The organism is Brasilonema angustatum, assembly GCF_059505445.1.
In genome coordinates, this window is record NZ_JCACKO010000157.1 from 44,009 (window position 1) to 70,944 (window position 26,936).

Consider the following 26,936-nt stretch of genomic DNA (forward strand, 5'->3'; position numbering starts at 1 on the left):
TTCAATTTTTACTCTAAAATACGCCTCACGCTTGACCCTTACTTGATTGGGGAGGATATTTTCCGGACATAGTTTGTACCCGTTCTGACCAAGCACCGGCAATTTGAGCAACATTCATTCTTGTGATAGCATCAGACCAGATTTTGTCCCAGTTAAATTTCCATCTAGATAAAGTGCGCCCTAAATTCACCAATTCTCCTGCGGTGTCAATATCCATTTCTGGGGCTGTCCATTCAAGAAAATAGTGACTTTCTCTAATAACGTTGATGACTAAATTATAATGTGTTGAATCAATAGAAAATGACTGAATTCTGGCAAGATGAGTTGCTAAACTCCTTAAGCGAGTAGGGATATCATCTTACACAAAGTGCGTTTGCTGTACACTCCAGTTTGTCATACTCCTCTAATTGTTAGACTAAATTCCCTTTCACAATAGCAATTGTGTTGTTCCAATTGACAGTTTGATTAAGTAAGTAACGATGAAATAAATTTTTGACAGTTTCCACTTCCTCTTGTTTCAAATTCTTGGCTAACCAAGTAGCATAACTGGGGCGAACAGTCGTCTCCGAAGTTGTAAACCAGCGATTTAGTAAGTTGGATGTGATGTACATTTGAGTTTGAGTTCGCTCCTGTGTTATCTCCACCGCTAAACCTGCTTTCTCAAAAGCTGTCCTCAAATCCTCAACATCCCAATTAACCATAGAGTCGGAAGCAACAGAGTAAATTGCTTCCTCTGCTGCGACTAACTTTTCATATAGATTTGGTTTAACCCAAGCTCGATTAAGTAAATCATAAAGTCTTTGACTGTGGCGAGAGACAGTTTCTGCCAACACAATCATTCCATCCTGATTTAGCCATTTAACTAAGGCTTGAACAAGGCTAGATTTATCTACTTCTTTCATTAAGACATTGCGTCCAATCATCCGGTCAAACTTTACTTATTCTGTCAGATTTGCTAAACAATTGGGTAATTCGCTTAAAGAAGTGTTCAGAATAATTGGACGTACCAGTTCAGGAAGCACTATAGCTTGTTGTGCCAAAGCTTGGGCGTCAGCTTGGTTATGCACGCAAGCATAAACACTTCCTTCAGGGACTCGACGCACTGCTTCCCAAGTTAATAAACCGCTTGCTGCATTCAAATCCAAAATTATATGATGACGCGCTGGTGCAGCAATGTGAAATACTGTATCGCGTAATAAAGCAAGATGCTGCCCTACTTGTCCCAAGGTTCTTTGTAACCATCCGTCTGTACTTTGATTGGTTTCGCCGTAAGTTAGCATTTCTTGGGCAGCAACTTCTAGTCCTTCCACTGCAGCTGCGAGTTGTGCTTCGCGGCGACGAGCCACAGCCGTTTTAATTTCTGCTTCTTTGCCCATCTCTGAGGGCTGGTAAAATACCTGTCCCTGCAAACTTTTGGGTAAATATTGCTGCTCTACCCAATGATCCCGGTAGGCGTGGGGATACAAGTAGCCTGCGCCGTGTCCAAAGCCTTGTTTATCTCGGTTGGCATCTTTGAGATGATTGGGAATATCTGCTTGGAACTCCCGTTCAACTGTAGCTAAGGCATCAAAGAAACCCATAACACTGTTAGATTTAGGAGCATTAGCTAAATAAAGAGTCGCTTGAGCAAGATGATACCGTCCCTCCGGCATTCCTACGCGGTCAAAGGCTTGAGCGCAGGCATTAATTACTACTACAGCCTGGGGGTCTGCTAGTCCAATATCTTCACTTGCTTGAATTAACAGGCGGCGCAGAATAAAGCGTGGGTCTTCTCCAGCATAAAGCATACGTGCCAGCCAGTACAGAGCAGCATCAGGGTCAGAACCACGTATACTTTTGATATATGCACTGATGGTGTCAAAGTGAGCATCACCTTCTTTGTCATAGAGAACTGCTCTTTGTTGGATGGATTCTTCAGCTACATTTAAAGTGATGTGGATGACTCCAGCTGCATCTGGTGGTGTAGTTTCTACAGCTAACTCTAAGGCATTGAGGAGCGATCGCGCATCTCCATTTGCAACATTAACCAGGTGTTCCAGTGCGTCTGGTTCTATTTGCACAGCCAATTGACCATAACCGCGTTCGGTGTCTGTCAGTGTCTGGGTAACAATCTGGCGTAAGTCTTTTTCCTCAAGTGGTTTGAGTTGAAAAATCCGCGAACGACTCACTAAAGCTTTGTTGACCTCGAAGTAAGGATTTTCAGTGGTAGCACCAATCAAAATCACTGTACCATTTTCCACCCAAGGTAACAGAGCATCCTGTTGAGATTTGTTGAAGCGGTGTACTTCATCTACAAACAAAATCGTGCGCTGATTGTGGTATTTTCGTTTCTCAGTTGCTGTAGAGATGGCATCTCGAATATCTTTGACACCTGCAAGAACAGCATTGATAGCGATAAAATGTGCAACAGTCGTATTGGCAATAATGCGAGCTAAGGTTGTTTTACCTGTGCCAGGGGGACCAAAGAAGATTAATGAGGATAATTGGTCAGCAGCAATGGCACGACGGAGTAAGCGTCCTGGTGCAATGATGTGATCTTGTCCTACAAATTCATCTAAGGTGCGGGGACGCATTCTCGCAGCCAGGGGGGCTTCTGTTAGTATTTGTTGTTGGTAGTGGTGGTCAAATAAGTCCATAATATGAATGCATTCTGAGCAGTTCGTGTGGCAACCAGATCGTTACCTTGTCATTGCATTGCTGCTTTTAGCTCCTATAGAAATATTAATTGATGGTAAGGTGAACGAATAACAAAAACTAAAATAACTTTTGATAATCTTCGATGAGGTGAATCTCATGGCCAAAAAAGCCAAAAAAATCTGGCTTCCTTCTACAACTAAAAAGCCAAAGCCCCAAGTTCCAGAAGATGAGAAGCAATTCGTTTTGCAAAAATGTAATGAGTTAATTGAAACTGAATTCAAGCCGAAATATATCGAATCTCCACCTACAGATAATGATTGGAATTATCGAGTAGATATCTTTGGCAAGTGGTATCGCAATTATTTTTACTTCTGTTCTATTTTTAATTGTCCCAGTCCTAGAGCCATTTCTCCTTCATTTGAATCAAGATTCGCTCGATTGGAATATGTAGGAAGAGATTGTTTTAATGTTGCTTACATGAGGCATACAGAACAATGGTGGGAGATTTTACAAGGGTTGTCGCTTGAAGAGTGTTTGTTGGAATTAAAAATCAATCCTGTGCTACAGCCGTAAGAAATATGATTTGTGGCAATATCAGTAGATCACAAAGTTTTTTAGAACCCTTGTCACATGGACATTTCAACAAAACACCCACATAGCAGAAAAGAACGGATTCATTGGGGTTTCGGGCGATACCGTTAGTTACCAGTAAAGCGATTGCCTACGGCAGAGCTACGCTTAACGCCTGAAACGAACGCTGTTTTCCCTCTAATTCATAATGGCTCTTACCCTCACTACTACGTCAGTTTCCAAAAGTTTGTGATCTACTGAATATGCTTTCTTATCACAGAGAATGGAAAGAGTGTCGTGAGTGAATATCAATACTATGAATTTCAGGCATTAGACCGACCATTAACCGCATCGGAACAAGACTATGTAAGTAGCCTTAAGTAGTTGATAGCTTTTCGACTTTAGTAAATCACCAAATTATTTGGATTTTCTAGCCATAATTGGCATACCTCCGTGTGTATCACTTTCATCCCATCCAAAACAATCTTATCTTTTAAAGGTAGCTAGAGCGTACTGTTTTGAGGAGAAAATTGAATTGCTTCACTCCTTCCCCACAGTAACAGTGCGCTCTTCGCGTAAATTGCCTACCTAAGAGTATTGCAAATATCTAAAAGTTCAGTTGCACTACTCAAGCCACTTTCATCCTTTCCACACGAGTTGGAATATTTTCTTCAGCACAGGCTCTTAAAATAGCAGCAGCTTTGCTATTACCACGACAAGCGAAAAACTCCCAGATAATCAGCCAATCTTTTATGCTGAGGGTGTCTACCATTTGTACTCCTTCTTGTGTTTGAATTTCGCACTGTTTAGTTGCTCCACAAAAACCTTGTTTCTCTAGCTTTTTCCGTTTTCTTGGAGACAAAGGAAGTTGCAACAACCAATTGATGGGTAGTCCAATCAAACTTAGTCCTGATTCAATGCTAATGCGGTACTCTGAGTTTGGGAGCGCAAGCACTTCTAGGAATACCTTGTTCTCAAGCTTGAAAACTACAGGGGTAGCTATTGGATTGCTCGGTGGAAACCAGGTTGACGACGCTGTTTTGGTTGGTTTTGCATCAATTTTCAGACGGAGTAAACTTGTGTCTGTTATAGATGCAATCAGCTCTTGCCAATTGATTGAATAGTAAAGGTTGGGTGGAATCAAATTGTATTCCACAAGATATTGCCAATAAGCCGCAACACTCGGCAGCGGATATGCAACAATTACCTGTCGATTGAGTACTTGGATGCGAGTACTGGGTAACTGGTGTAATTGGAGAAAATCTTTTGCTTTTTTTCTTGTTCGTCTCATTGGTAATGCCATTTGGCGATCGCTCATCACAAACTCTCCGTTTGGAAGTTGGTAAGCAGCACAAGAGAAGTGCTTCCACTTCCAGCGGGTTAGTAAAGCTTTTGGTATTTCAGTTTCATTTATATTTTGCGGAAATATTTGTGTCATAGTCTGTATGCACGTTGAGATAAAAGCCGTATTCAAAGAGCCGTATTCAAAGGCGATGCAAGGAAACGCGCCCTCCATCAAACAGAAGTCCATCATTGATAATTTGAATGTATTTGCATCCTGGTGCGCGGTAGTCGTTTGCATTAGCTTGCCTGTATTAAAAATCGGCAACAACCGCTTCCTTGCTGTGCAACACAAAGTTTATTAACTGGCTAAAAACAAGATTCTGGTTTATCGGATTCTACTAATATTTGACAACTGTGAATGAAGAAATGCTATCCTGTCTTTAGGATTTCTGCACTCTGGTGTTTTTGTCGGAGCACGTGTTGCTTAATAATTTGAGTAATTCACGCTGCACTCAAAACTATTTAGTGTGTGTTTGAATTTAAGGTGTAATCGTTATAATTTTTTTGAGTTACAGTTATTAGAATTACTGCACATTACTATTTGGTGTTGCTTAACTTGCGGTAGATATGCATCCCTTAAAATGTTGCATTTGATTTGCGCAGCAAATCATTTTTCGGAATGCATTTTTTTTCAGCATAAAGCTTTTAAGAGAATTTTTCTATACTAAATACAAAACTTCATTCATCTCAAATTTTATAAAATACTTCAGACAAATAATTTAAGAAGTGATAATAATTGTTGTTTATTATGTTTGATATTTCTATTTTCATATCTGGCACATCTCCGTAGAAAACCGCACAAGCTAAAAATATGCGCTCATAAGCTACATTATTTTTCTTTCAAGAGAGAGTGTTTCTGTCAGGGTTCGGCTTGATCGTGTTGCAGTTTTCTATTATAAAACCCATGCTGAGTTAACTGTTCATTCCAATCTTTAGCTTTTGGTTTGAGTCTAGTTGTGTGGGGTAAAATTTCTTTGATTGCAACAGAAGTGTCGTTGCCAGCAGCGTCGTTATCGTAAGCAGCAATTACTCTTGGAATTTTACTCAAAAATCCCACAGGTAGACAGCGGGGGCTATCCGCTGCTAGGTACAGCGTTCTTTCTGATTTTGACTGGTCTAACACTGCTAAGGATAGTGCATCTATAGGAGACTTAACCAGCACTGCTTTTCCAATTGAGTCACTAACATTTCCACCTATAGTCAAGTGAAACCAACCTTTCGTACGCTTAGTACCTCTGGCAAATCCAATAAAGGAGTTATCCTGGTCATAAGTTCCACGTAGAAACGCACCTGTTACTTCACCCTTGAGAGAGCGCATTATGAATGTGGCATTTTGTCTGTTGTCGGCATAAATTAATCCTAATGAGTGCAGAGTATTAACCAAATTGAGTGGTAGTTTCCGTGTTACTGTTAGGTATTGCTGTACAGCAAGCCATCGACTTTCATCTGCTTGTGGTGGAACGAACCGGGGTGTCGGTTCTTTTTGTGCAATCTCTTGCGCTTGAGTGCGAGCATGATGAGTAACAGCTCTTTGCATTCCTGATTCCCCAAATTGGTCGTATAGCCAAGCTACAGCTTGTCGAAAGTTGGAGTCTAGTACGTGCATTACCAAATCAATGGCACCACCGCCTCCACGTTCTTCACCTGCAAAGTCGTAGAATTTAGAACCTTTGATGTTGATGATGTGACCATGACCTTTCCACCTGTGTTTGCCTTTATCATCTAGATAGAGTCCTAGATGGTAAGCCACATCTTCTAAAGGCAAGTCTCGCAGCAGGTTAACTTCTGCTTTCCACAACTGTTGTGACCATTCTAGATTTTGCACGCGCTGCTCTTGCTTCTGTCTTTCTTGTTCGGAAGCAAGAGCCTTTTGCTCCATCTGCTGATAAGCTCTAATTGCCCATTGGCGATCGCTTAACTGATGGTTGATGATGTCAAGCTGGGGTTGTAAAGTTTCCTTTACCCGTTCCCGATATAATTGTACTGGCTCTTGGGTTTTTGGTATGGGCAGAGTTTGTTCCAAGTTGAGATTGAGGGAGTCGCGGTTGACATCAGTGTAATAATCTTGAATATCTGTATGAGTAGCCTTACTGCCTTTGATACCTCGTTCTATGCCCAAATGTTGAACAGCAGCAGCAAAGCTAGTTTGGAGTTCTGATAATCTGGTTTTGCTGCCACCATACAGCGCCCGATAGTTAAGTTTACCCTTCTTGTCCAGTGGCACGATATAAGCGTGGATGTGTGGAGTCGCTTCATCTAAGTGCAACTCTGCTCTGACTACAAGGTTTTTATGCTGTGCTAGTAACCATTGGGTGGCAGCGGTTGTGAAGTCTTCCAAACGCTTTTGCTCATATACTCCAGCGGCGGTTGGATTGTCTGGACGGAAGTATTCTGCACTAGCGCTCAATAGCATTTCTACTCCCAAAACTGCATTGGAGCGAATCTTTTGGTTACCAATTCTTTCTTTGAAAAGTGCCAAAAGGTCTTTTTCACCAGCACTGTCAATCAGTCGAATGTTATTTACTGAGGGATTGGCGTTCGGTGTTTCTCGCTCTCTGGTGCTGTGCAGAGCACTACTGCCTAGTTGTGCCCAACTCTTAATTTTTTCAATTCTACAAACTGCGTAAGCCATCTACACCTCTGCATGGGGACTACCGCTATTTTCAATCTAGCGACAGATAGCGCTCGTCTAGTTAGATAATTGTTAGTGTTATAAGTTTTATTAATCATACAAGTGTTATTGTTTCCTGGCATTTCCCAAGCCAGTTCCCTGTGGGCGAACGCAGCAATTTTTAGGCATCAGCCGACCCTTCAGGGGAAAAATTGCGGAGTGAGTTCCTCATTAAACCAACGAACTACACGAAAAAATATTTGCAGTAGAAGTTACAGGTAATGACAATTATTCAACTAATCTACCAAAAGTTTGAGTTAGAAGTAATTCTGACTAAGAGTATGAGACAAGGGTAGTGGGGACAAAGATAAAGTGAAAAAGGCTGTAGATGGATTTTACAAGGACGATTAGCATTTTTTTATTGAATCAATGTTCCGTAAGCCATCACAAGCCAAAAGTAAGCAAGGAAACCACTAAAGTCAACTTATCAATAGGCTTAGGTTAGCTTGTTAAATCTTGATCTGATGTATATTGTCTTGAAAAAGTCATGAGTAAAGTTACTCAAAAAGCTCAGAAAATTAAAAGACCATTAATTACAGCAGCACTAGATTTTGGGGGAAGTGCGACAAAAGTCATTTATGAAAATACTGATGGAGAGGTGAAATCACTGGTTATGGAGCCGGAGGTAGCTACTGTACCAGTAGAGTCGATAAAGAATTACGGAAAAAATTCACTGGGTTGGACAGAGCCAGAAAATCGAGCCTGGATACACCTGCCTAAAACTCCAGTTGTCCAAGTGGTCGGGTATTTAGCAAAAGATAGGTATTACGCAAACGCAGGGTTAGAAGAACTAAAGTACGAGCGAGGAGTGTACAAAACGTTAGCGGCAGTATGGGCAATTAAAGAGAAGTTACAGTTACCACCAAGATTGCAAGTCGCACTCGCAGTTTTACTGCCACCAGGAGAGTTTGAGGACAAAGAGCAGTTTGAAGCAGTATTGCGGAACACACTGTTGAACTATTTAACTCCAACAGGGCAGATGAACGTGGAGTTAGCAATGTTTAGATGCTTGCCAGAAGGAGCAGGAATTTACCTGATGCATGAAAAGAAAGTAGGAGCCGCGCTCAAACAAAGGGTATGTGCGTTGACTATGATTGGATACCGAAATGCCTCTGTCTTAATTTCCAATCGGGGGATGGTCAAAGAAGGAAAAACCTCAGATTTAGGGATGGTACGGATGGTGGAGAAGGTGGTTGCTGCTACGTCAGGTCAGACGTTGGAACGGTTAACTCCTGCGATCGCAGCGGCGGGAGTAGACATAGAGCAAAGAATATTGCGACAATTGACGCGCTCGAAAACTCAGGAAGGACAAGCTTCAGAGATACAGAAGCTAGGGAATGCAATTCGTAAAGCAAGAGCAGAATACACAGCAATGCTAACTTCATGGCTAGACAATGTTCTTCCCAACTTTGTAGATGAAATCGTGTTCTGTGGAGGAACAGCAGATTACTTGATGAAAGAATTGAACGAGCATTATCCAAGAACCCCTTTATCGTGGAATGCTTCAATAGAAATTCCTGCCAGTGTGGATATTTCAGGTTTAGGAAGCAGGCTTTGTGATGTGTACAGTTTGTTTTTGTACTTTCACGGGGTTGTAGAGGCACAGTTAAGAACGCTGCCAAAGTCTGGTAAGGAGGGAATTAGGTATGCCGTCTAAGACTCAGGCAAATTTCCGTTGGCGGTATCAGCCAAATAATGAGTTAGATAAAGCGTTGCTCAAATACATCAAGCAGCATCCTGCTTTATCGGTGACAGAAGTGATGCTAACGGCACTGCGTTCGTTTTGGTTGCCAATGGCGATCGCACATTCTCCCAATCACGAGGAAGCGGACAAACAACGGATAGCGCAAGGTTGTGTAGATGCGCTGCTGCGACAGGCAGACAATTTGTGTGTAGCAGTGGGTTTAGAGTTACCTCCAAGAGCTTACCACTGTTCATCATCGTTAGCGCTTCTAAAGCAGCCGACTCCGTTGAAGGAAATTCAGTCAAGCGTTCCAATAACTGCATCGCAACTATCTGCTGCTGCAGGTGATGGCGATTTTGATGATTCAGGGCTAGCTGGGTGGTAAGAAAAAACTTTTGAGCTATATAAGTTCATGGTTTCCAAACTTTCCGGAGGATTTTTATGACAACAACAGACATGCAAAACTTGAAGACACAAACTCCAACTGAACCAACAAAGCGTGGACCTGGACGACCCCGCAAAACACCCAAACCACCATCTTCAGTTGGAAGCGAATCAAAGGAAGTTGACTGTTCAGAAGGCGAATTGGAATCAGAATTGCAAGCAGCAGAAAACAATGATGCTCAAATCGTAACAGTTCATGTTGATAGTGATTTGGCGCTGGAAGAATCAAATGTTGCAAATGCCTCAAACACGGATGCTTCAAATACAGCAGGACAAAATTCCGAGCTTGAGGAAGATAGAAAAAGTAGTCCTGATAAAACTCTTACCCTGTCAGTTGTTATAAAAGAGAATCCTCCGTCTCTTAAAGGTGATGCAACTGCCGATAAGAATGATGAAATTAGCAATCAAGAAGGTAGGAGATTAGAAGCCATAAATACCACATGTCAAACGTTAGAAACACATACAATTCACTTAGTAGATGGTGAAAAAGGTGGGGCAGGTAAGAGTTTTGTTTCAAGAGCATTTATTGAGTATTGTCAGTACAAAGGATTGAATTTTGCTCTTGTGGATGCTGACCCTTCCAACAAGGATATCTCAAAGATTTATCCAGGATGCATTGAGGCATTTTTCAGTGATGATGAAAAAAAATACAAAGAGGCAGATCAGATTTTTGAGTTGGCATTAAAGAAGTCAGTTTTGGTAAATTTACCGGCTCAAGTGTATGAAAAAGTAACAAATTGGATTGACGATAATGGATTGATTGATTTGGGTAAACAAAACGCAATTAGATTTGTGAAGTGGTTCGTGTGTACGGGAGGACATGACTCAGTGCAGTTTTTCTTACAATCTGTGGAACACTTTGAGAATCGTCTGACTCATGTTTTCGTGAGAAATAAAGGTTTGTGTGATGAATGGAGTTATATAGAGAATTTGGATCAATACAAAGATAACAAAAACAAGTATGACTTTGTGGTGATGGACTTTCCCAAGCTGGCTCATTGGGAAAAGAATATGGTAGATAGGCTGCAAATCAAGTTTGAATCAGCTTGCAGTCACTCGGATTTTGGCGTTGTTTCTAAACAGAAAGTCAAAAACTTTTTGAAGGAGGCGTATAAGACATTTGAAGGTACAGGGTTGGTACAATGAATGGCACAAGTGAAAAAAAGGTAACTGCAATAGATGAGTTATTAGCTGTAGCCTTGGTGGGGAAGAGCGAGGAGTTTAAAAAACGAGTTTGGGATTATGTGGATAAATCTGGGTTAACGCCTGATGATCCGTTGTTTTTGGTTCTGGTAGCAACGGGCAGGTTGGAGGTTCTGCTAGAAGATGCGCCAGATACTCTAGAGCAATTGTTTAAGAACTGGAGTAAAGAGATATCGCGGAATTTGGAGTTGGTTGAATCTGCAACAATTGAACGTCAGAAGTTAGCGATCGCTCGTGCTGTTGCTGACTTAATAAAAAAAGCAGAACAACAAGAAGCACAACGCTTGTTCACCTCCATTGTCCCCGCTACAGGACTTGTCATAGCAATATTGGGTTTGGGGATTATTCTTGGTATGAGCATTCCTCCTTGGTTAGAGGGTGGACTTTCCAAACCGCAGCGTCTCACCATAAATCAACTGGAGGCGTTGCGTTGGGCAGAGTCAAATGAAGGTGAGTTTGCCCGTAACCTGATGAAATGGAATGCTGGATACTTGGACAACTTTGAGTGTCAGAAGGACGCTCAAAGTTTAAAGGTGACACTGACTCAAGGGAGTAGGAAAGCATCTTCAGGGTTTTGCATTCTATGGACAGTTCCTCCCAATGAGCGCAAGTTTGTGAATTGACGCATATGAGTAGCTATCCCTATGTTTTGTACCCTGCGCTATTGCTTAATTTTATGTCGGAGCAAGGGGAAACGTGTGACTTCAACGTAGGGGATAGGGTTCAAATAAAAGAGCAATTCCTACAAGTTGCTGACAAACCCAATTCACAACATTTGTGGAAGCAATTGTATAAATTTATTGATGGATTTGTGACCATCCCAGCATGGACAAAGGTGCGTCACGCCCTGGTATTACTTCCTGGCATCATTTTGTTATTGGCTGTCATTAAAGGATTTGTAATTTTAGGAATTTTTGGTGATTACGGATGGCTCGTGCTAATTATTTTTGGGTTGGGAGGAGCGATACTACTGTGGTTAGTTTTTCATTCTCAAGTCGGTCAAGTCCCTAACAGTCATTTGACTCAAAAGGGACAGAAATTCATTCAATCAACATTACCTGAAAGCTTCAGTCATCTTCAAAAAAAAGAGAGTTTACCGCTAAATGATAAGAATCAAAAACTCCATCGACTCAAACAACTTAAACTCAAGCTTTACCAAAAAGTAAGACAACCTGTGGGGGTAAGCGATGCTCCGGTTGGTGCGAGTGAGCGGAAATTCAAGGCGGTTTTAGAGCAGCACTTTTGCTGTCTACGCGTACAAACTCAACTTAAATTCCCTGTCACAATTAATGGTAAAGAATACGCCTACAGCACTGACTTTGCAATCATTTTTGAAGAGATTGGATTATCGATTGATGTTGAAATTGACGAGCCTTATGATTATAAATCTAAAAAACCCACTCATTGTGTTGACCAGCCCAACGATATGATTCGGAATCAGTATTTTATCGAGGGAAATTGGATAGTTATTCGGTTTAGTGAAGCACAAATTGTTCTGTATCCTGATTCCTGCTGCAAAACCATTGCTAAGGTTATTCGCTCTATCACAGGATTAAAGCGGTTTGACAAACAGTTTGCTAATATTCCCAACCTCAAAGCAACACCGATGTGGACTTATCGGCAAGCATTACGAATGAGGAAGGCTCGTGTCCGCGAAGGTTATTTGTCAGGGCGAACGCATCTAAATTACTCTTGACACAAACCTGGGTTGATGCATTCCTGCAAAAATAATTGGTCGTTTAATTTATTTTCGCGCGTGTCAAAGCGAACGCCGAAAACCTTCTCAATAAGCACGTCTTAATGCGATTATTTGAGAGCTTATTAAGATTCATTTCTTCTTATTGACAAGATGCGTTTGCCCTAGGTTATTTGTCGTGTCTAAATTTTTGAATGTCTAATAATGAAAGGTTCAGATCACATTCCCCGGCGAAATCCTCAACCTTATTTGTCGTGTCTAAATTTTTGAATGTCTAATACGTCAAAAGGTAGATGTTAATTTGGTGCTGACTTGTGGCAGACCTGTATGTTTTCTGTAGTCCATTATTTTAATAATTATAACATTTCGGGCTAGCTAATTCTTTGATAGAAGCAGTCTGGATGTAAATAATTCGTAACTGAATAACAGTTCAGAAGTTGGAAACCATTAGTTACTGGGAGTTAAATAATGAATAAAAATCTACTCATTACCGCAGATAATTTGTTTCCCGAAGTTGTGCAGGAAGTTTTAAAAGACTATCCCTCAATAAGAGAATCTGTTGACACTTATCGGGACTTTTCTAAGTTTGAAACTTCGTACCATCCTCAACAAGTCAATGTTTACTTTGACGATTGCTGGGTTGCTGGTTGGAAATCCAACGGTCAAGTTGATGCAATACCCAATTTGTTATTGACAGCTACTGCACGTCCTGAAGTAGTGGAAATTGAGGTAGATGGTGAACCAGGGCTAATTTTAGTGCAAGGTGTGGAAGTTCTCAATCGTATTGAAAAGATTTCCGGTCACGAATTATGGCTGGTTGATTTTGAAGCGACTGCGTAAGCACCAAGACAATTTACAGTCCCTAAAAATATTTCATGTAGGAGTGACATATGGCTGCAACAAGAGCGCTTTTATCGATAGAGCAAACCCATAATTTTATTAAAGAGTTGGCAAGCCGAATGGATGCTAAATCTGGAGAGAAGATTAATATCCAGATGGGTAAAAACTCAGTTTATGAGGGTATTGTTGGACAGGAACCAGAGATGAGTAAGCTCACAGATACTCGTGTAGGAGTGCTGCGCTCAGCAATTGATATGGATACTCCTGCACTTGGACAAAAGGGTGAACCGTCCAATATTAAACAGGCGATTGTAATTGAAAAGAACGACCAAGAAATGTTTAGATTTGAGAAAGGTCAAGTCCTTTCGAGTAAATTAATTGAACCAGAAATCACAAATTTACAGCCAGCACAAATAGAGGGAGTGGAGGTTGTTTCCCAAGAGAAAAGTGCAGTCGTGGCATTCGAGTCCATAACTCCTTTTGAGGTAATAAAAAAGGAAGTAGAAGCATCTCAATTAAGAGAAGAAAGTCATGTTCGTGCCTCCACCAAACAATTTATCGAACACAAGGAGCAGCAAGCTCAACTTCAACGAGAGGAGAACTCGAAAAATTGGCAGTGGTTCCAGATGTCCAAAATTGAGGAGAAGCAAGGTGTCTACTCTGGTTCAGTCTCAGTTGAGGCAATTCAGGATTTGGCGGTAAGTAAAGCTCCAGTACCAGAAAATCTGCGTTCAGAACGGGATGGTGCAGTTCAAAAAGCGGAGCAGTTTGTGATCCAGGTTGCTCATAAGGCACTCCAACAAAAAGGTAAAGAACTTGTCCCTGGTGTCAGGACAGCGACAGTAACTGGCTATACTATTACCCAGAATGAGGCGACGGGTGATTTATCAATCGACAAATCGAATCAAACGTTTCTGCGACACGATACAGGAAAGATTGAGCAGAGTTACCGCCCTGATGGAGTTTTCAAGGCAAAAGGAAACGAAGTGACTCATAACCGTCTGTTGACCAAAGATTTGGACAACTTTGATTACATTGAGCGCAAGCAACTGACGCGGGACAGTCTTGCTCCTTTACGTGACATGGTAAATGTGTACGGTAAAGAAGGGAAGGTGCCAATTGAGACGTGGGTGGGTGGCACTAAAGAGAATGCAAAGATTGAGAAAATGCAAGGTCGCGCTTTTATTTCCGAGAAGGCAGGTATACAAATTATTGAATCTGCCAAACATTTGCAAGTTCGAGATATTGAAGGCAACCTCCAGATGAAGGCTTACGGTGATAAAGTGGAAAAGCCGTTCACAAGGGAGCAGGTTAAGGACTTTCAGGCACGTTATGCGGTTGTGCAGCAGCTAAGAGCAGAGCGCTCTGGGCAATTGCAGAAACAATCAGTAGGCATGGAAATGGGGAGATAAAGGTGGTGAACGATACGCGTGAAGGCGTCTGTTGCTTCTTTGCAATCGCATTCGTAGTGCTCGCCACGAATGCGATACTCCTCTGGAGCCGCCCCGCATGGCGATAAGCCTCTAGCTTGACGCGTCCCTTGCGCGTGTCCCAAAGGGACGAGCGCGTATCGCGTCGTGTATATTGTTCAGCCTGGTCAAAAAGACCAGTAAAAATCAGCTACCCTAACAAGCTATGTTTTGATGGTCATCAGTGATAGACTTCAATCCCATTTTGCGTAGAAGCGCCGTAAATAATTTGCCAGAGTTTCAACAGCATTACCTTTTGCAGCAGTTCTGTCAGATGGTTCCTGGGTTTGTTATGTCAAAGATCAAACAAAAGTTTCAACAGCATTACCTTTTGCAGCAGTTCTGTCCTATCTTGTTTGGCTACTTCAGAGTATAGTGCCGCAGCTAGCATTTTTGGATCTAGCGTCGTAAGTTCTGAATAGGATTGCTATAGATAGGGCATCGGTCTAGCCGTAGCTAGCATTTTTGGATCTAGCGTCGTAAGGATCAATTTTTTCCAGTATGATCACTCAAGATGTTGTCACCCGTGCATCGTTGGAGTGGTCGAGATGATTGCAGCTAAAACGCCTACTAGAAGACACTGGGAACTGTTTGAGGTTTATAAGGCTAAGGTTGCTGAAAAGATGGAACCCGAAGAGTTCCTGAAACACTGGTCAGTGAGTTATGAAGAACTTGCCGAATTGTGCGGACGCTCTAAAAGCACGGTAGCTCATTGGTTTTCAAGCGGCTTACATCGCAGAGAACCAACTGAGGCTGACAAACGCCGCTTGGCAGAGATTCACGCACTCTGGACTCAATTTGAAAACGAACCTGCTCACCTCAGAGAAATCTGGGCGAGAAAACGCAATCGCAAACACGGAGCCTAATCCTGAAAAATTGGGCAGGCTTTTTTGGTTGATCGTGTCACCGCTGCCTAAGATCAGGGAGTCGCCCCCCTGTCTCGGCTACAAAACCGTGCGTGAGATTTTCACCTCACACGGCTCCTCAATGATTTGGCTATTTTCATTAGTACCTCTGACAGCTTTATCATCATTAGCTGTTTTTGTATCGTGGCAATGTCGATGGAGTAATTGGAGATTATCTTGGGTATTTTTTCCGCCTTTTGCACGCGGTTTTTTGTGGTCTATCTCCAGTAAATCTCCATTTTTAAAGAACAATTCGCAATGGGCGCATTTACCTTTTTGCTTTTTCAAGAGTTTTGATACCCTTGTTGTCGCTTCTGGATGCATTCCCATTCTGGTACTCCAATATATCCAATCTCCGTCATAAGGGCTGCATTCCCCTCGCACTTTTATGTGTCTAACAATCGGTGTTTCAGAGTGCTTAATAAGGCGCATCTTTTTACCTTCTTTCCTACTGGAAAAGACCCATCCTTCCCCGTGAGTCCGTCAGCATATCTGTGTCATTACAACAGAGCGTTGGCTTCTGACTCAATCCCTCTCCCTCAATGCATACGGTTAGCACCTACTCAGTATCGACCAACTGAGAGCATTAAGGGGGTTACTTCGTTCCTGACAACCATTGGTTATAACCTTTAGAGTGATGCTGTCCACCGGGTTTATGGGAAGTGCTTGTTGGTCGGCACGGGAACCGCCAACTCCATATCCTTTGCCTTTTGGCTCCAGCCTCAACAGTTTTCAGGCATTGCCTTAAATCCTGCTTTCCCTTTTCGAGTTAGCCTTTAAGCTGGTTGATTTTCACGATGGTTCAAGCGCATCTTCAAGGGCGTTGCCTTTACTCATGGGTTCTTGCTAGACGGGTTTCCAGATTCGGCTTCCAGATACCGCCATGATTCCCCGTTACAATGGTCACTTGAGGTTGCTACTCTCAAGTGTGGGGGACTCGCTGTCACCGCTGCACCTGCGGGAAGGGACTTCTCATAATAATTTGAGTCACCCTCATGGTTGTCAAGTTGTCAAGGTTCAGTTAGGATTACTCCTTTCTTTTTTTTCTTGCGGTCATCCCTGAATATTTTTATTCATTTCGACCAACGAATCACAGCCCTAATTAATTCGTGGGGTATGAAGCCTGCCCAATTTTTTGCGGCAAATTCGACACGATACAAAATGTAACGATTAGTTGTCACTGGTGCATTATTTAGTTGCACCAGTGACAACAGTGGCTTTATTTTGTTTACAGTTATTCCCGCTCAACACAGGTGAACTATGATGATCCAAAGCTTTCTATCCAGTGCTGACAGCCCCAGTACACCCATTCCTAACCAAGCTGGTGAAAACCTACCCCCAGACAGAGAACCCATCAAACATATGCTGATTGGTTCGCCCAAAGCTGTGAAAAGTACAATTCACTACTTGCAACTCATTGGTTATGCTGATGCTGTGGCGTGGAGTCCCCTGGTACCAACCCCTAATCCGGGAGAGGTCATGAGCATTATGAGCCGCTCCCTGAAGGTATAGCTGCCTTGCCATCAAAGGCGGCGTGACTCCTGTTGTTGCCATTCTTCGGACCACTCTGCTTCCCAGGATTGCTCATTATATATTTTGGTTGCTTGGGACATCTTTAAGGAATGTGCTTTACCAACATATTTTCTTGGTTGCCAACCAATATTTGAGTATTCCCCGTACAGATGTCTCACCGCTAGTTAAGGTTAACAAACCAAGTCAACAAGTGTGCGCCCTATACCGAAATGCTGGGCGCGATAAGCACTTTTAAAACTTTAATTTTTAATTGACAATTCAATTTCCAACTGACCTGGAGAGATATTTCCCCGTCTAAATCGATGATAGTAGAGGTGACAACTACTGCACAAAGGCGCAAGATTCTCTATTCGATTATCGGCTGGATTTAAGTTCCAATGATGAACTTGAAGAGTGTAAGCTCTGCGTTGAGATAAAGTCCAATCAGGAGTTTTTTCTCCTGGTTTTAAGCAAAGTCTACCGCATTTTTGACAACACCACCCGACTGATTCCTTCAGTTGGGTGGCTATTTCTTTCCAATTAGATGGATACCGACTCCTGCTCATTGTTGTGTCAAATTATATACAAATAATCTTGTGGAAACTTGATTAATTTTATCTTATTGAATATATTGTGTAGAATCTCCGCAAGTTTGGCATATCTCAGCCAGCGTGTACCATGTTACAATCAGCTTGTCGATATCAAAATTGATATCAAATGCCAGATCAAAAATCCCCACCAAGCGAGATGATTCGTGTGCCCGTTCCACTCATTGGGGTGGTTCGGCGACTCTCAAAACTACACAGGCAGGGTCATACAATTGCCTTGCTGCAAGCCTTAGAGGAACTAATATCAAATTTCGATATCAATAATGATATCGATGTGACAGCAGGCGATAAATCAGTCAAACAGTTAGAGGAGAAGCTCTTGAAACTGGAATCCCATCTTGCAGCTCTTGGCTCTTCAGTAGAAAAAAAACTAGAAGTTATCACGTTGAAACTAGAGTTAATCGAACGGTCTATCGCCTCTGGGAAATTAGGTCACAACACTAAACCGCGAAGATTCGCGTATCCGTACCAACAAACACAAGTTGAACTACAGCCCAGGACAAACGAAAGTCTCGCTCAAAGACTTGGTGTCACCCCTCAAGGTCTTGTTGCTGAAAGAAAAAACAAGAGCGTCAAAGAATTTTTGAGTTGGTCCCGTAACCGCGACCCAATGAGTGTGGGATGGGAATGGAATGCCTCCTCAGAACTGTACTATCCAGTCAGATAAGTGCGATTCGTTGTCGTACTTCAGCAGCGGACTGAAGTTGTCCAATGCTATACCGAGTTGCGTTAATACGCCTTAGATATGTGATAAATTAATTATCGAAAAGGTTTATTTTCGATAGTTATTATGTCGCCTAATGATGGGTCGCACTCGCTCTCCTTAACTAATCCGTTCGCCATTGCTGCTGAACGTAACCTTTTGGAAGAGTTGCTCTTTGGCAAGCGCAATAAAAGTACCCGTCATGAGTACGCGAAAGATTTGAAGAACTTTTTTGTGACAGTGTGTGGTCAGGAACCAACACCCACTCTGGTGGCACAATTTTTGCAGATGGACCGATACTCTGCTGTTACCCTCGTTTTACGTTACAAGGCACAGTTGGTTGATCAAGGGTTGAAGGAAGCGACTGTTAACCGACGGTTGGCAGCGATTAAGTCGTTGGTTAACTACGCTTATAAAGTGGGTAAGTGTGACTGGACTTTGGCTGATATCAAGAGCGAGAAGGTTACTCCTTACCGGGATACGACAGGAATTAGCCCGGAAGCGTTTAAGAAAATGCTTTTGGTGCCAGACCGGGAAATTTTAAAAGGGAAGCGTGATTATGCGCTGCTGCGACTGTTGTGGGCAAATGCCTTGCGCCGGGAGGAGATTTCTCACTGTAATATTGAGGATTTGGATTTAGAAGCGCGGACGTTGAGTATTCTAGGGAAGGGAAGAGGAACTCAGAAAGAAAACATTGACTTAAAACCCAAAACCTGCGATGCGCTCCAGGATTGGTTGTTGGCGAGGAAGGAACTTGATATTAAGCAACCACTGTTTATTTCGTTGCGACCTCATTATGGACATCGGCTGACGGGAGATGGAATTCGTAAGATTGTTGTTGCTATTGCAAAGGAAGCTGGAATTTCTAAAACCGTCAGTCCGCACAGAGTCAGACATTCGTCGGTAACTGCGGCGCTGGATGTGAGTGGAGGAGATGTCAGAAGCGTGCAAAAGTTGAGTCGGCATGCAAATTTGAATACTTTAATGATTTATGATGACAATCGCACCAAAGCGCAAGGTAAAATTACAGCTCTATTGGAAGATTTGGTTTGAAATTTATCAGCCCTGAGTCCTTACGGACGCTCTGCGCTTACACGTAGCGTCTGGAGCACAGGAGTTAGCGTCTGGCGTCTTTGGCTCTCTTAAGAATTTGCTCAACAGCATCTAAGTAAGCTTTACTACCAGCTTTTTCTGTGTTCTAAGTATCCTCCTAGGCGTGCAATTGCTCTAATCGTCCATTCAATCGTAAATTATACGTCTTTTTTTAGTTTCGGTGAAGTACTTGCAAGCAGCACATCCATCTGTACTTTTGTTAACACTTCTGTTGCGGAAGTTTGAGGAGAAGTTCGGTGCAAAGATGAACTATATTAATTTATTCGTACTGCCGTGGTTGGATACTGGATTACGCTTAAGTAATAGTAAATTATAAGACTATTCTTGCAAAGCATTTCTAATAGTGTCAGTGTCCAATTCTAATAGTTCTGCTATCTCTTGAATGCTCATCCCTCGTTGCACAAGCTTTGGTAAAATTTTTAACTTAGTCTTCATTTCACCTTCTGCTTTTGCTTCTTGATAAACTCTAGTCTCTTTCAGCAAGTTTAAATTCAGCATGGTTTCTACTTCCTCGCGGCTTAGGTTAGGAAATTTGTAGACTACGATTGTCTCTATAAATTCTAGAACTTTTCTTTGGATGAGAGTATCTGTCAATTCCTCCTTAGCTTTGCTAATGAGCGTTTTGGCAAATTCTCCAGTTTTATTCTCACTCTCTACAACTAAGCGTACAATTCCTACTCCCAAAGAATCATCTGGTACATCTTCCAGTTCGTCTAGGTAAAAGCGACGTAGATGAGGTTCCAACAAGGAACGATAACGTAGGGGATAGCTACGTTCATTACTGCGTTTATCGTAAATAACTATTGCGAACCAGTCAGGTAGTGGTGGCTGATATTGGGTAAAGTAAAGGAAAATACTTGTAAACAGTCGGTCATAAAATTCTTCATCTTTGTAAAACTGAATCTCTACAAAATACAGTGGTTCATTGGTGAATTCTCCAATAGGAGAAAATACTCCATCTAATCGGAAGCTTTTTTGTTTAATTTCTGGTGCGGTAAACTCATAAGTATTGATGTTAGTATCAGGTTTGCCAATGATTTCAAAGAAGATGTTGGGAAATTCTTTAAATATCTCGTAGAAAATTGCATCTGTTTTCATACTTACGAGTTACGAATTATTTAAACATTCTATCCCATGCCTCTAGGACTAATCTTTGCGTGCGGTATTCGCCAAATTGCTTAATTTTATTTTGCTGACTTTTAAACAGAACAATCAGAGGTGAAGAGTTAACGATGACGCGATTAATCGATATTTCCCATTTCCCATTTCTTTAAATTCTGCCCTTTCCACTAAAGCACTATCTGCACAACGGATTGCTACCTGCCAAAGATATTTTTTACCTATCTTTCACTAATCAACTGTAGTAACGCTTCTGTTGATATCTTGCCACTCACATCAGCACCTTCGAGCAGACTGTCTGCCAAATCTCGCTTATGGTGATGCAAATCCACAATCTTATCTTCGATAGTATCCTTTGCTACTAAGCGATAGATAGTCACCGGACGTTGTTGTCCGATACGATGGGCACGATCTGAGGCTTGGTCTTCTACCGCTGGATTCCACCAAGGGTCCATGTGAATAACGTAATCAGCAGCAGTAAGATTAAGACCAGTACCGCCTGCCTTGAGGCTGATTAAAAAGACATCCCCAACTCCCGCCTGGAAAGCATCCACCCGTTTTTTACGCTCTGGAGCTGGAGTACTGCCATCTAGATATTGATAATTAATACCTTGCTTATCCAGATAATCTCGGATAAGATGCAAATGGTCAACAAACTGACTAAACACCAAAGCCTTGTGACGATTCTCCAGTAGCTCAGAAAGCACCTCAGCGAAGAGTTGCAACTTAGCGCTGGGTAGTTCAGTGTCAGACATCACCAAACGAGCATTGCAACAGGCACGACGCAATTTCATGATTTCTGCCAGTACTTGTAGGTGTTTGTGCCCAGCAGTTGCCTCAGTTTCGCTCAGTTTGGATATTGCCGAACGACGCAACGCTTCATAGAAAGCCATTTCCTCGCGACTCAACTCCACATGCAAGAGGATTTCGGTACGGTTCGGCAACTCTTCGAGTACTTGATTTTTCGTGCGACGCAACAGGAATGGTTGAATGAGTTTTTTCAGTTTGGCGCGTACTTGTTTATCCTGAGATTTTTCAATTGGAATCGCAAAGCGTTGATTGAAACTTTCAAACGAACCGAGTAACCCAGGATTGATAAAGCGGAACAAATTCCACAATTCGCCGAGATGGTTTTCAATCGGAGTTCCAGTTGTCATCAGTTTGAAACCACCTTTGAGGTTCATCGCCGCCTGGGAACGTTTGGTGGTCATATTTTTGATTGCCTGGGCTTCGTCAAGCACAATTGTTTGCCACTGCACTTGCGACAGCATTTGAGAAACTTCTTCCTGCTGTAGAAGACTGTAGCTGCACACTAGCATATCAAACGGTTGTAACCCAGAGAGCAATTGTTGGCGATTCCTTTCCTTCGGAACGCGAAGCGAACGGAGAACTGAGCGATCGCCACTGCCAAATTGAACAATATTAAGAGTAGGAGCAAACCGCTGCGCTTCACTCACCCAATTCATGCACACCGAAGTGGGGGCAACAATCAGAGTTGGTCCAGAGTTGGCACGGGTAAGAATAACAGCTAATGCCTGCACGGTCTTACCCAGTCCCATTTGGTCTGCCAAGCAAGCCCCAACACCCCAGTGTGCCAAACGCGCCAACCATGTAAATCCCTCCATTTGGTAGTCACGTAGTTCTGCTTGGAAGGTAGAGGGAAGTTCCGGTTGCAGGTTTTGCACTTCCTTTAGACGCTGGATATGTGCCTTCCAGTGCTTGTCTGCTTTCAGTTTGCCCACTTCATCTACCAAATCTTCCAACCCTAATGTTGCCAGTGGGTGAAAGCGTATACCTTTACTATGTTTTTCTGAAAACGTCTGCAATTCGTCCAGGCGTTTGCGAAACGCTTGAGTTAAAGCCAGGAATTGACCATCACCAAGGGGGATAAAACGACTTGGGGTTTGCTTGAGTAGTTCCAGCAGCTGCTCCATATCTAGCACAAGGTCGTCATCCAGTTTCAACTCACCAGTAGCAGCAAACCAGTCCTGCTGGCGTTGAATTGTCAACTGGAAATCTTTAAGGTCTGCATGGTATTTGACACGCAGTTTTTCTCCTTGGGGCCATTCTAGCACCACGGTGTTCCCCAATGCTTGCAGTGACAACAACAGTTCCAAACAGTCCTCTGGCTGTTCTATAAGCCATTCATTATCTTGTTCTTCAGTACGAGTCAAGGTGGGGCAAGCTGCTACAGCAGCATTGGCAAGTTGCTTTTCTTTTTGCAGATTTCGTGTGGTTTGCAGTCGCTTGCCATCGATTTCAGCAATCACAGTTTCGCCCCCTGTACCAGGGCGATAGTAGGGACCACCTTGGGTAAAAGGGCAAGATAGAAGGGATACTTTCAATCCTACACCAGCAGGCAACAGGTGAATATGGGGTATCGTCTGTGCTGGTACTTCTTCACATCCAGAAAGCCCACCACCGATATCAGAATGCACAGTGACGATTCCAGAGACAGCATTGATGGCTGCCAAGACTTGCTTGTCGGCAGTAGCAGGTACGTTGAGCCGATTCTCCTTGCCAATAATCTCTGCTATGCGTCGGTGTTCAGCACTAATTTCAATGACCTTGATGCGGGTTGGAGTTTCCTTGACATTTAGAATATTCTGTGATTCTGCCAGTTTGGGAGAAAATTCTAAAGTTAAGCGACCAAGATTTCCTTTTTTGACAATGAGTTCTGGTTCTCCCTTGACAATTTCCACGCGAGTGGTCGGGGAATCTTCCCAGAAGACTAGTGGGTGTCCAATTAATGCAGATATTGCTTTTTCATTGAATGTATACTCGGTTTTGCCGTGATACCCATAATTATAGGAAGTAAATGTTTCAATGCAGCCACATACTCGGATATCCTGAGGTGTGAGGTAATTAAACTCACCCAGGTTATCACTCAGGCGCTTGAGGGCAATTGGACGACCTTTACTCCAAACACCTTGGGCGTTAACTTTCTGCTCGCGTGGTTGCAAGATACATTTGCTAGGGTAGAAGGTAATAAACCATGCTAAGCGCAGTTGAGCCTCTGTTTTTGTCGGTGAGTGCGGTTCCTTCTGTAGATTTGCGAGTGCATTTAAACAAAGCTCCCAATGTTCCTGTGGTCGAACCAGGTCTACTATGGTGTGTATACCGCTATCTTCCCGCAATATCGCTGCTTGTGTATCATAGGTGCTGCGTCCTTTGAGCCGGGAGAGGAGTTCTGCACTTTCCATTGCTAGCCAGTGGTAACCAGATGCAACAGCTTGCTGATAGAGTGGTTCTAACAACTTGGGCAAGCGCTTTTTGGCTTTCTCAACATCTACCCAGTAGAGACAGAGGGCACAAAAGAGTGTTTCTAAGCTGTTATGCTCTTCGGTGGAAGCAATGTAGGCGCTGACTATAAATTCTTTTTGGGCGATATTACCTTGCTGGACTTGCAGCACGATTTTCAATCTCTCATAAATAGTCCTAAGCCAATGATCTGGGCGGGAAGTTAGACTGGCGCATTCCTCTGCTTCCCGGAGGCGATTAGGGGAACCATCTTTTAATAATGCCAAGATAAAAAACAAGCCGCCCATAGTGTTGAAATAGACCTTTTGCTTACCCTTGGCTTTCTTGAGGGCTTTGAGGGCGTGTGTGTAATACTTGATAGCTTGTTCGTTTTCACCACGCAGAAAATTCAGCCAACCCCAAAAGACGGCGGCGTTATCTCGATAGTCGTCAGATATACGCTCTAAACTTTGTTGTGCTTCTTGTATGCAACCTCTTAGAAGGAATTGTTCGCTCAAAATCAGGTGTAGATAATCTGAGGAATGTCCAGAAGGAGTAGAGCATTCTTCTTCTAGCAGGGCAAACGGTTCTTCGGCGAGAGAACATTTTAACGCTGCATTCAACAGGATGATAGATATGGCGCTTTCATACAAACCTTGTGGTAGGGTGCGAAGCCAATCTGCATCGAATGGGTTATTGCACACCTGCTCGAATATGTTCTCTATAGATATTTTGTCTTGGCTATTATATTTATAGTAGTCTTCAAACTGTTTGTTAATATAATTGAGGTTGTGGCGGTAAAGACCAATGCGGACTTCCCGAATCAATTGGCTCGTGTTCTGGAAAATTCGGGGTCCGTTGTGCCAATGAGTACGTATGGGTAGCTTTTCTTCTACGGCTATTGCTAATATTTCAAAGCGTCCAGCTTTTACCGCGTCACGAGTGGCAATCTCTGTGAGTAGCGGACGACACTGAGGACTTTGCCCGCTTTCTTGAATGAGCAAACCTGCTGAAATCAATTTATCAATATGGCGACTTAAAGTTTTGCTAACAAAAGGTTTATTATTTTCATCTAATGTGCCAGTTTGATTGAGGCAATTCATGAACGAAGTTCTGTTTATCGGTTCATAAATCACCGAAAATAATTGCACAATCTTTTGGTCTAGGGGTGGTAGCTGACGATAGACTTGGGCAAGTTGCGTTTGTTGTTGTGGGATATCAGCAAGAGAATCGGTCATGATAATAATAGGCGTTTCTCTATAGTGATTCTAAATGTTGGAGCGAAAATTATGTTGTTAATTCAGAATAATACCGAGCTTTGTGCATTGTTTGAGCAAATGATGTAGAAGGAGGACGCACTCATCTATCCCTCAGCTGATTAACTAGTTGGTGTGGTAAGGGCGCACCAAGATGGTAGTTCAATTCAGCACTTGTTTATTCACCACAGGTGTGGTATAATCCTGGCAAATTCACGCTCCCCAGTAAAAAGGATGCTCAAGTGGTGTGTCTTCTTCTTGACAAGAAACGTACTACTTCTTGAAACCTGAGTTCGATGTAAGAAAAGGTCTAAAAACTAGATATAGTAAGCGATTAAGCAACACACGTCCATTTCATTTGATGTCAATAAGCTTCGATAAATGAGAATATATTTTTTCTGCCCAATCTTCCCCCAGGTTTGGTCGGCTTTGCTTATAAAGCTAGAGTCGGGTGTGCTTCCCAACTCTAGTGCTACATTTTTGGTTGTCTTTAGTAACCCAAGTTGCTAGTTATCAAAAAGCGCCTTATTTTAAGTACGAAATTCAAAAAAATGGTATTTTTAAGTACTTAAGAAGGTACTTTATGTATCAATTAGATACGGTTTAGGGTCACTAACTAGCAACTTACGTTAGTATTAGAAGGGATTTTGTGCTATTGAATTCAATTCAGTTACATCTTGGGACTTTTTAGTGATATTTACAACTTTTACTCCTTCAATTTCACCATCTGAGTCGAGACCATATTCCTTGAAAAAAGCTTCTCTTTCAGTTTCTTTTGCAAAGCGGGACTGCTGATGACGCTTTTGAGAACTACCAGTTGTGGGATGTGAACTCACTTTTACTTCTTTTGATACTGAGTTCGATTCAGTCAATTTTTCAGTTTGCTTGTGGATGATTTGAACAATTTCTGAGTTGCCTATAGGAGCTTTAAATTTAATATCTAAGTCAGTTAATTCGTTATCTTGATCGTCAAAAGAGTCTTCATCTGTGTCCTTTACATATTGTTTGGATATCAGCGTTTCTGCGTGTTCCAGACTAACTCTTTCCTCAATAGCATCTGCAACATCTTCCTTCTCCTTACGGTTCCAGTTTCGCAATGCTTCCTTAACCTGTTCAGTTGCTTTCATTCGAGAGGATTTGTTCACTAGTAAGTCAGCAAACTGTTCAGCAAAGAATTCCAAGATTTCTTGTGTCCGTTCCAGCAATAAGTCTATTTCTCCCTTCCCACGGACATTAATTTCAGTGTCTAATTCAATCTCTACTTCCGGAATGGAGATAATCCCATTTCCAAAACTCTCCCAGTACATTTTGATAAATTCTTCCCATTCGGGCTTCCAGACTTCAGCAAAGCGGCGTTCCTCGTCATAGGTAGCTCTCATCCATTCTCCAGTGGCATTAAACTTACCTTTGCAGATTTGATAATCTTGATAAGCTCCTGATTCGTAATGGTCTGCTTTGATTTCCATCTTTCGTAAGCCCCACCACAGTTTTAATCCACCGTAATAGTAGGCATTGAATTCATAGCGAAGCTTTTTGATAGTCGTTTCAATTTCTCTTGATTTCTTAGCGGCTAATAAACATTTGGGATCATATTTGCGTGTCAGGTTTGGTTTAGGCATTTCAATTCTCCTTGATATTTCAACCGAATGAAACAATTGATTTTTCACCCCATTTATTACTTTTTATTTTTTTTACTTTTTCTTCTAATTAATGGGATGAAAAAGCCCCCAGAAGTTATATGCTTCCAAGGGCAGTAAGTTATGTGGAATGGGTTACAAGAGAGCAGTGCATTCCAAGCCAAAGCAGTAAGGAGATTGCACTTCTTTCTTCTTGAACAGTTGTGCCACAGCAGCAACTTTTAGCCACAGCTTCTTACTGCTGCTGACGCTGGGGGTTTACGGGGAGAAGCCTTGACGCAAGTG

23 protein-coding genes are annotated in these 26,936 nt (G+C 42.3%); 12 read left to right on the top strand and 11 right to left on the bottom strand.

From position 1 onward, the window contains the following. Positions 1-25: 25 nt before the first annotated feature. The 3 genes from AC5JM2_RS35300 to AC5JM2_RS35310 all read right to left on the bottom strand — a co-directional run bounded on the left by AC5JM2_RS35300 (position 26) and on the right by AC5JM2_RS35310 (position 2,636). The gene (locus tag AC5JM2_RS35300) at positions 26-217 is read right to left on the bottom strand and encodes a hypothetical protein (RefSeq protein ID WP_495840778.1); all 192 of its coding nucleotides are present in this window, start codon (positions 215-217) and stop codon (positions 26-28) included. Positions 218-410: 193 nt separating this feature from the next. Continuing rightward, complete coding sequence (locus AC5JM2_RS35305) at positions 411-902, bottom strand: hypothetical protein (RefSeq protein ID WP_495840779.1); 492 nt, start codon at positions 900-902, stop codon at positions 411-413. A 36-nt stretch (positions 903-938) separates the two neighbouring features. Further along, positions 939-2,636: an AAA family ATPase gene (locus AC5JM2_RS35310; protein ID WP_495840781.1), complete on the bottom strand. Its 1,698-nt coding sequence runs from the start codon at positions 2,634-2,636 to the stop codon at positions 939-941. A gap of 157 nt (positions 2,637-2,793) precedes the next feature. Here AC5JM2_RS35310 and AC5JM2_RS35315 point away from each other — a divergent pair, with 157 nt between their 5' ends. Further along, positions 2,794-3,210, top strand: coding sequence for a DUF3024 domain-containing protein (locus AC5JM2_RS35315; RefSeq protein WP_495840783.1), 417 nt, complete (start codon positions 2,794-2,796; stop codon positions 3,208-3,210). A gap of 625 nt (positions 3,211-3,835) precedes the next feature. Here AC5JM2_RS35315 and AC5JM2_RS35320 read toward each other — a convergent pair. Further along, the gene (locus AC5JM2_RS35320; RefSeq protein WP_495840785.1) at positions 3,836-4,645 is read right to left on the bottom strand and encodes a hypothetical protein; all 810 of its coding nucleotides are present in this window, start codon (positions 4,643-4,645) and stop codon (positions 3,836-3,838) included. 765 nt (positions 4,646-5,410) lie between these two features. After that, positions 5,411-7,183, bottom strand: coding sequence for a MobV family relaxase (gene mobV, locus AC5JM2_RS35325; RefSeq protein ID WP_495840787.1), 1,773 nt, complete (start codon positions 7,181-7,183; stop codon positions 5,411-5,413). Positions 7,184-7,709: 526 nt separating this feature from the next. Between mobV and AC5JM2_RS35330 the strand changes: the two genes are divergently transcribed. The 8 genes from AC5JM2_RS35330 (at position 7,710) to AC5JM2_RS35365 (ending at position 15,424) form a co-directional block, all read left to right on the top strand. Further along, positions 7,710-8,879 (top strand): ParM/StbA family protein, encoded by a 1,170-nt coding sequence (locus AC5JM2_RS35330; protein ID WP_495840789.1) that lies wholly within the window; start codon positions 7,710-7,712, stop codon positions 8,877-8,879. Next, a complete protein-coding gene (locus tag AC5JM2_RS35335; RefSeq protein ID WP_495840791.1) occupies positions 8,869-9,291 on the top strand; it encodes a hypothetical protein in 423 nt (140 codons plus the stop codon). The genes AC5JM2_RS35330 and AC5JM2_RS35335 overlap by 11 nt, the downstream gene beginning before the upstream one ends. A gap of 212 nt (positions 9,292-9,503) precedes the next feature. Then, entirely contained in the window at positions 9,504-10,496 is a 993-nt protein-coding gene (locus tag AC5JM2_RS35340) for a P-loop NTPase family protein (protein ID WP_495840793.1), read from the top strand. Beyond that, positions 10,493-11,176 carry a DUF6753 family protein gene (locus tag AC5JM2_RS35345; protein WP_495840795.1) on the top strand — a complete coding sequence of 228 codons (684 nt, stop codon included), beginning with the start codon at positions 10,493-10,495 and terminating at the stop codon, positions 11,174-11,176. Before AC5JM2_RS35340 ends, AC5JM2_RS35345 begins: the two co-directional genes overlap by 4 nt. 53 nt (positions 11,177-11,229) lie before the next feature. Further along, on the top strand, positions 11,230-12,249 hold the full coding sequence (locus tag AC5JM2_RS35350) for a hypothetical protein (protein ID WP_495840797.1): 1,020 nt from the start codon (positions 11,230-11,232) through the stop codon (positions 12,247-12,249). A gap of 468 nt (positions 12,250-12,717) precedes the next feature. After that, entirely contained in the window at positions 12,718-13,089 is a 372-nt protein-coding gene (locus tag AC5JM2_RS35355) for a hypothetical protein (protein ID WP_495840799.1), read from the top strand. Positions 13,090-13,139: 50 nt separating this feature from the next. Next, positions 13,140-14,501, top strand: coding sequence for a hypothetical protein (locus tag AC5JM2_RS35360; protein ID WP_495840801.1), 1,362 nt, complete (start codon positions 13,140-13,142; stop codon positions 14,499-14,501). A gap of 605 nt (positions 14,502-15,106) precedes the next feature. Then, complete coding sequence (locus tag AC5JM2_RS35365) at positions 15,107-15,424, top strand: hypothetical protein (protein WP_495840803.1); 318 nt, start codon at positions 15,107-15,109, stop codon at positions 15,422-15,424. Positions 15,425-15,502: 78 nt separating this feature from the next. Here AC5JM2_RS35365 and AC5JM2_RS35370 read toward each other — a convergent pair whose 3' ends face one another. Beyond that, positions 15,503-15,793, bottom strand: coding sequence for an HNH endonuclease (locus AC5JM2_RS35370; RefSeq protein ID WP_495840805.1), 291 nt, complete (start codon positions 15,791-15,793; stop codon positions 15,503-15,505). Positions 15,794-16,723: 930 nt separating this feature from the next. On the opposite strand from AC5JM2_RS35370, the gene AC5JM2_RS35375 reads away from it, so the two are divergent. Then, entirely contained in the window at positions 16,724-16,975 is a 252-nt protein-coding gene (locus AC5JM2_RS35375) for a hypothetical protein (RefSeq protein WP_495840807.1), read from the top strand. A gap of 11 nt (positions 16,976-16,986) precedes the next feature. Here the strand turns inward: AC5JM2_RS35375 and AC5JM2_RS35380 are convergent, their stop codons facing one another. Both AC5JM2_RS35380 and AC5JM2_RS35385 read right to left on the bottom strand, forming a co-directional pair. Next, entirely contained in the window at positions 16,987-17,154 is a 168-nt protein-coding gene (locus AC5JM2_RS35380) for a hypothetical protein (protein ID WP_495840809.1), read from the bottom strand. Positions 17,155-17,235: 81 nt separating this feature from the next. Continuing rightward, positions 17,236-17,541 (bottom strand): HNH endonuclease, encoded by a 306-nt coding sequence (locus AC5JM2_RS35385; RefSeq protein WP_495840811.1) that lies wholly within the window; start codon positions 17,539-17,541, stop codon positions 17,236-17,238. 151 nt (positions 17,542-17,692) lie between these two features. On the opposite strand from AC5JM2_RS35385, the gene AC5JM2_RS35390 reads away from it, so the two are divergent. Both AC5JM2_RS35390 and AC5JM2_RS35395 read left to right on the top strand, forming a co-directional pair. Continuing rightward, positions 17,693-18,250 carry a hypothetical protein gene (locus AC5JM2_RS35390; protein ID WP_495840813.1) on the top strand — a complete coding sequence of 186 codons (558 nt, stop codon included), beginning with the start codon at positions 17,693-17,695 and terminating at the stop codon, positions 18,248-18,250. A gap of 123 nt (positions 18,251-18,373) precedes the next feature. Continuing rightward, on the top strand, positions 18,374-19,339 hold the full coding sequence (locus tag AC5JM2_RS35395) for a tyrosine-type recombinase/integrase (RefSeq protein ID WP_495840815.1): 966 nt from the start codon (positions 18,374-18,376) through the stop codon (positions 19,337-19,339). 378 nt (positions 19,340-19,717) lie between these two features. Here AC5JM2_RS35395 and AC5JM2_RS35400 read toward each other — a convergent pair whose 3' ends face one another. The 3 genes from AC5JM2_RS35400 to AC5JM2_RS35410 all read right to left on the bottom strand — a co-directional run bounded on the left by AC5JM2_RS35400 (position 19,718) and on the right by AC5JM2_RS35410 (position 26,681). Then, positions 19,718-20,497, bottom strand: a complete 780-nt coding sequence (locus AC5JM2_RS35400) for an Rpn family recombination-promoting nuclease/putative transposase (protein ID WP_495840817.1) — start codon at positions 20,495-20,497, stop codon at positions 19,718-19,720. Positions 20,498-20,739: 242 nt separating this feature from the next. After that, positions 20,740-24,996 carry a DEAD/DEAH box helicase gene (locus tag AC5JM2_RS35405; RefSeq protein ID WP_495840819.1) on the bottom strand — a complete coding sequence of 1,419 codons (4,257 nt, stop codon included), beginning with the start codon at positions 24,994-24,996 and terminating at the stop codon, positions 20,740-20,742. A gap of 653 nt (positions 24,997-25,649) precedes the next feature. After that, a complete protein-coding gene (locus AC5JM2_RS35410) occupies positions 25,650-26,681 on the bottom strand; it encodes a hypothetical protein (RefSeq protein ID WP_495840821.1) in 1,032 nt (343 codons plus the stop codon). Between the last annotated feature and the right edge of the window lie 255 nt (positions 26,682-26,936).

Bases quoted from the DNA above. Each gene is read 5' to 3' on its own strand.
- AC5JM2_RS35395 (WP_495840815.1), top strand. From the start codon at position 18,374: ATGTCGCCTAATGATGGGTCGCACTCGCTCTCCTTAACTAATCCGTTC.
- AC5JM2_RS35370 (WP_495840805.1), bottom strand. From the start codon at position 15,793: ATGGGAATGCATCCAGAAGCGACAACAAGGGTATCAAAACTCTTGAAA.
- AC5JM2_RS35320 (WP_495840785.1), bottom strand. From the start codon at position 4,645: ATGACACAAATATTTCCGCAAAATATAAATGAAACTGAAATACCAAAA.
- AC5JM2_RS35355 (WP_495840799.1), top strand. From the start codon at position 12,718: ATGAATAAAAATCTACTCATTACCGCAGATAATTTGTTTCCCGAAGTT.
- AC5JM2_RS35345 (WP_495840795.1), top strand. From the start codon at position 10,493: ATGAATGGCACAAGTGAAAAAAAGGTAACTGCAATAGATGAGTTATTA.
- AC5JM2_RS35335 (WP_495840791.1), top strand. From the start codon at position 8,869: ATGCCGTCTAAGACTCAGGCAAATTTCCGTTGGCGGTATCAGCCAAAT.
- AC5JM2_RS35310 (WP_495840781.1), bottom strand. From the start codon at position 2,636: ATGGACTTATTTGACCACCACTACCAACAACAAATACTAACAGAAGCC.
- AC5JM2_RS35365 (WP_495840803.1), top strand. From the start codon at position 15,107: ATGATTGCAGCTAAAACGCCTACTAGAAGACACTGGGAACTGTTTGAG.
- AC5JM2_RS35330 (WP_495840789.1), top strand. From the start codon at position 7,710: ATGAGTAAAGTTACTCAAAAAGCTCAGAAAATTAAAAGACCATTAATT.
- AC5JM2_RS35390 (WP_495840813.1), top strand. From the start codon at position 17,693: ATGCCAGATCAAAAATCCCCACCAAGCGAGATGATTCGTGTGCCCGTT.
- AC5JM2_RS35300 (WP_495840778.1), bottom strand. From the start codon at position 217: ATGGATATTGACACCGCAGGAGAATTGGTGAATTTAGGGCGCACTTTA.
- AC5JM2_RS35315 (WP_495840783.1), top strand. From the start codon at position 2,794: ATGGCCAAAAAAGCCAAAAAAATCTGGCTTCCTTCTACAACTAAAAAG.
- AC5JM2_RS35360 (WP_495840801.1), top strand. From the start codon at position 13,140: ATGGCTGCAACAAGAGCGCTTTTATCGATAGAGCAAACCCATAATTTT.
- AC5JM2_RS35375 (WP_495840807.1), top strand. From the start codon at position 16,724: ATGATGATCCAAAGCTTTCTATCCAGTGCTGACAGCCCCAGTACACCC.
- AC5JM2_RS35350 (WP_495840797.1), top strand. From the start codon at position 11,230: ATGTCGGAGCAAGGGGAAACGTGTGACTTCAACGTAGGGGATAGGGTT.
- AC5JM2_RS35305 (WP_495840779.1), bottom strand. From the start codon at position 902: ATGAAAGAAGTAGATAAATCTAGCCTTGTTCAAGCCTTAGTTAAATGG.
- AC5JM2_RS35385 (WP_495840811.1), bottom strand. From the start codon at position 17,541: ATGAGCAGGAGTCGGTATCCATCTAATTGGAAAGAAATAGCCACCCAA.
- AC5JM2_RS35400 (WP_495840817.1), bottom strand. From the start codon at position 20,497: ATGAAAACAGATGCAATTTTCTACGAGATATTTAAAGAATTTCCCAAC.
- AC5JM2_RS35405 (WP_495840819.1), bottom strand. From the start codon at position 24,996: ATGACCGATTCTCTTGCTGATATCCCACAACAACAAACGCAACTTGCC.
- mobV (WP_495840787.1), bottom strand. From the start codon at position 7,183: ATGGCTTACGCAGTTTGTAGAATTGAAAAAATTAAGAGTTGGGCACAA.